This window comes from uncultured Aquincola sp. (assembly GCF_964001545.1).
Taxonomy (GTDB): domain Bacteria; phylum Pseudomonadota; class Gammaproteobacteria; order Burkholderiales; family Burkholderiaceae_C; genus Aquincola.
Window position 1 is genome coordinate 1 of the sequence record NZ_CAXFDV010000043.1, and the last position, 4,177, is coordinate 4,177.

The window sequence follows — 4,177 nt, forward strand, 5'->3', positions numbered from 1 at the left end:
GTGGTGGGCACGGTGATGACGGGGCTGCTGGGCGGCATCCTGCTGTCGCGGGTGGTCAGTGGCTTCGTGGCCGAGCACTTCGGCTGGCGCGTGGTGTTCATCGCGGCGGCGCTCAGCATCGTGGCGGTGGGGGCGGCGGTGTGGCGCGGCCTGCCTCGATTCCGGCCCACCACGCAGCTGGGCTACGGGGCGCTGCTGGGCTCGCTGGTCAAGCTGTGGCGGCGCCATCCCGCGCTGCGGCATGCGGCCTGGGCGCAGGGGCTGCTGTCGGTGGGCTTCAGCGCCTTCTGGTCGACGCTGGCGGTGATGCTGCATGGCGCGCCCTTCCACCTGGGCAGCGCCGCGGCCGGGGCCTTCGGCCTGGCCGGGGCGGCGGGTGCACTGGCCGCGCCGCTGGCCGGCCGGCTGGCCGACCGTTCGGGCCCGGCGCATGTCACCCGGCTGGGTGCGGGGCTGGTGGCCGTCTCGTTCGCCTCGATGGCGCTGCTGCCGCTGCTGCCGCCGGCCGCGCAGCTGTGGGCGCTGGGCGCCGCAGCGCTGGGCTTCGACCTGGGCATCCAGGCCACGCTGGTGGCGCACCAGACCATCGTCTACGGCATCGAGCCTGGCGCCCGCAGCCGCCTGAATGCCGTGCTGTTCGTCGGCGTGTTCGTGGGCATGGCCGCCGGTGCCGCGCTGGGCAGCCTGGCGCTGGCGCCATGGGGCTGGGCCGGTGTCACGGCGCTGGCCACTGCCAGCGCGCTGGCTGCGCTGGGCGTGCGCCTGGTGGCGGGTCGCTGATCATCCTCTGACCGCGCGGGGCGGCAAGCGTGGACAATCGCGCGCAGGTCACAGGAAGTAACCATGAGCAACAGCGCCAGAAACCCGGTTTGGATTGCCGCCTCGATCCTAGGCGCGCTGGGGCTGGTGGGCAGCACGTGGTGGGCGCAGCACAGTTTCGGCCAGGGCTTCCTGCCGCACGGTTTCTGCCTGACCTGGATTCCGGGCCTGCTGTGGCTGCACGTGGCCAGCGACACCTTGATTGCGCTGGCCTATTTCTCGATTCCGCTGACGCTGCTGTACTTCGTGCGCCGCCGGCCCGACCTGCCCTTCGGCCCGATGTACCTGCTGTTCGGCGCCTTCATCGTGGCCTGTGGCGTCACCCACCTGATGGACGTGTGGACGCTGTGGAACCCCGACTACTGGCTGGCCGGCGGCATCAAGGCGCTGACGGCGGCAGTCTCGGTCACCACCGCCATCGCGCTGGTGCTGGGCCTGCCGCGGGCGCTCAGCATTCCCTCGGTGCAGCAGCTGGAAAAGGCCAAGGCCGCGCTGGAAGAAGAGGTGCGCGCCCGCTGCCAGGCCGAGGCCGAACTGCGCCGCATCCAGGCCGAGCTGGAGCAGCGCGTGGCCCAGCGCACCGCCGCGCTGGCCGAGGCCACCGCGCTGCTGGACGGCCTCTTTGACGCAGTGCCGGCCGGCATCGCGGTGTTCGACGACCAGGACCGCTACATGCGCGTGAACCCCGCGCTGGCCCGCATCAACGGCGCGGCGCCCGGCGAACACCTGGGCCGCAGCCTGGCCGACCTGGTGCCCATGCTGGCCGACGAGGTGGGCAGCCATCTGGCCCAGGTGCGCCAGAGCGGGCAGCCCCTGCTGGGGCTGGAAGTCAGCGGCCGCATGGCCGGGCGGCCCGGAACCAGCACCTATGCGGTGAGCTACTTCCCGGTGCCGGGCGCGGGCGGCGCAGTGCATGTCGGCGCCATCTGCCAGGACATCACCGAGCGCCGCGCGGCCGAGGCCGAACGGGTGCAGCTGCTGCAGGAAGCGCAGGAGGCCAACCGGCTCAAGGGCGAGTTCGTGGCCCATGTGTCGCACGAGCTGCGCACGCCGCTGCAGGCGCTGCTGTCTTGGGTGGGCCTGCTCAAGAGCGGCAAGCTCGACCAGAAGGCCACCGCCCGCGCCTTCGAGCGGCTGGAGCACAACGTGCAGCTGCAGTCGCGCATGATCGCCGAGCTGCTGGGCGCCGCCCGCAGCCCCGGCCTGGACGTGGCCGAGGCGGCGCGGGCAGCCGGGGTGCAGGCCGGCTCGACCGCTGCGCAGGCCGATGCCGGCAGCACCGGCCCCGCCGGCACCGCGGCCGATGGAGGCCCCGCGGCGCCGGAGCAACCGCTGCGCGACCTGCGCATCCTGTACGTGGAAGACGAGCCCGACGTGGCCGAAGCCACCGCCCAGGCGCTGGGCGCGCTGGGGGCGCGCGTGGCTTTGGCGCCGGCGCCCGATGCAGCGGCCGAGCTGCTGCGCAGCGCCGTGTTCGACGTGCTGGTGAGCGACCTGCGGCTGGCCGATGGCGCCACCGGCTTCGACGTGCTGCAGCGGGTGCGACTGCTGGACCAGCGGCTGCCGGCCATCGCGCTGTCGGCCTACGGCAGCGACCGCGACCTGGCGGCCACCAGCCAGGCCGGCTTCGTGCAGCACTTGGTCAAGCCGGTGGATGCGCAGACGCTGGCCAGCGCGGTGCTTAAAGTGCTGCAAGGCCGCGCCAAGGCCGGCTGAGCCCTTCACCTTCCTTCAGGAGACGCGCCCATGGACCTCATCGGCATGCTCGATTCGCCCTACGTGCGCCGCGTGGCGGTGGCACTGCAGCAGCTGGATCTGCCTTTCACCCACCAGTCGATCTCGGTGTTCCGCGGCATCGACCAGTTCCGCCAGATCAACCCGGTGGTCAAGGCGCCCACGCTGGTGTGCGACGACGGCACGGTGCTGATGGATTCCACCCTGATCCTGCAGTACGCCGAAGGCCTGGCCGGCCGCCGCCTGCAACCGGGTGATGCCCGCTCGCTCCGACTGACCGGCCTGGCGCTGGCAGCCTGCGAAAAGAGCGTGCAGATCGTCTACGAACACAACGTGCGCCCGCCCGAGAAGTGGCACCAGCCCTGGCTCACGCGCGTGACCGAGCAGATGACCACCGCCTACCGCCTGCTGGACACCGAACTGGCCGGCCGCCCGCCGCAGCTGGACGACGCCGGCATCACCGCCGCGGTGGTGTGGTTCTTCAGCCAGCAGATGCACCCCGAGCTGCTGCCCGCGGCCGCGCACCCGAACCTCAGCGCCCTGTCGGCCTGGGCCGAGCAGCAGCCGGCGCTGCGCGCGGCGGCGCATGGCGAGGGCGTTTACCCGACGGCGGGTTGACAGATGCTCTCTGGGCAAGCGCGCCTGTTCCAGGCCGTGCGAGCCGGTGAGTTGCTCGGCCTGCTGCCCGAGACCGTTCATGCGGTGTTCGCCCGGCATGTGGCGGCCAAGGCGCCATCTTCCACAGCCCTCTGGTGCGCCGAGACAGGTGAATGGGCGCTTGGCGGCACGCTGGCCGGTTTGCCTGAAGTGCCAGACCTGTGGGCATTGGTGCGCCACCCGGTGCGGCTTGCGGCGCTGGCCGAGGAGCTTGGTCAGCGGGAAGCCAACGACGGCGTCGCACTGGTGCAGCCGTTCAGCGAGCTCATCGTGCGCGCGCCGGCCACCGACAGGCACTACGTCCGCACCGAGCCGCGAGCGGGGGACCCCGGCGCCCAGGGCGTGCGTCCGCTTTGCTTGGAGGATTTCGATAGACAGGTGCTGCACGATGAGATCAGCGCGCTGCTCGGCCGTCCGCAGTTGCTGATCGAGGACTTCGGCGGGCTGTCTCAGTTCATGGTCTGCGAAGTGGGTGGCATGGTCGTCGCTGTGGCGGATGCAGTGGTCCAGCACGGCCGGCACGCTGCTATCCAGCAGGTGTACACGGCGCAGGCCTTCAGGCGCCGGGGCATCGCCAGCGCGCTGGTGGCCCGGCTCGGCGACCAAATCACGGCGCAGGGCCGCGTGGCCCTGTATGTGTGCGACGCCAGCAACCGGGCGTCGAGCGCCACGGCCGAACGAGCCGGATTCAACTTCGCCGCCAGCCTCCCCTGCTTTCCCAGCGGCAGGCTGACAGCTCAGCCACCCGGATGGGAGTCCAGCGACTCAAGCAAGCGCTGACCGGCGTCGGCTTGCCCCTCATCGGCGAGCGTGGCCGCCAGTTGGTTCAACTGCGTAACCGTCAGTCCGACGTTCAAGCTGATGCGCACATGCGCCTGCAGCTGCGAGGCCACGCCGCTCAGGGCCGACAGCGCGGCCACGGTGGCCAGTTCGCGCTGGCGCCAGTCCAGGTTGTCGCGCGCGAAGA

5 protein-coding genes are annotated in these 4,177 nt (G+C 71.6%); 4 read left to right on the forward strand and 1 reads right to left on the reverse strand.

Annotated features, from left to right (window positions below):
- The 4 genes from ABNT58_RS01595 to ABNT58_RS01610 form a co-directional block, all read left to right on the forward strand.
- Positions 1-780, forward strand: a 780-nt coding sequence (locus ABNT58_RS01595; protein ID WP_348751764.1) for an MFS transporter, incomplete at its 5' end; no start/stop codon positions are given.
- Positions 781-843: 63 nt separating this feature from the next.
- Entirely contained in the window at positions 844-2,535 is a 1,692-nt protein-coding gene (locus ABNT58_RS01600) for a PAS domain-containing protein (protein ID WP_348751765.1), read from the forward strand.
- A gap of 30 nt (positions 2,536-2,565) precedes the next feature.
- On the forward strand, positions 2,566-3,171 hold the full coding sequence (locus ABNT58_RS01605; RefSeq protein WP_348751766.1) for a glutathione S-transferase: 606 nt from the start codon (positions 2,566-2,568) through the stop codon (positions 3,169-3,171).
- A 51-nt stretch (positions 3,172-3,222) separates the two neighbouring features.
- Complete coding sequence (locus tag ABNT58_RS01610) at positions 3,223-3,990, forward strand: GNAT family N-acetyltransferase (protein ID WP_348751767.1); 768 nt, start codon at positions 3,223-3,225, stop codon at positions 3,988-3,990.
- Here ABNT58_RS01610 and ABNT58_RS01615 read toward each other — a convergent pair.
- The coding region (locus tag ABNT58_RS01615) for a carboxymuconolactone decarboxylase family protein (RefSeq protein WP_348751768.1) at positions 3,948-4,177 on the reverse strand (230 nt) is incomplete at its 5' end. The genes ABNT58_RS01610 and ABNT58_RS01615 overlap by 43 nt on opposite strands.

Bases quoted from the DNA above. Each gene is read 5' to 3' on its own strand.
- ABNT58_RS01605 (WP_348751766.1), top strand. From the start codon at position 2,566: ATGGACCTCATCGGCATGCTCGATTCGCCCTACGTGCGCCGCGTGGCG.
- ABNT58_RS01600 (WP_348751765.1), top strand. From the start codon at position 844: ATGAGCAACAGCGCCAGAAACCCGGTTTGGATTGCCGCCTCGATCCTA.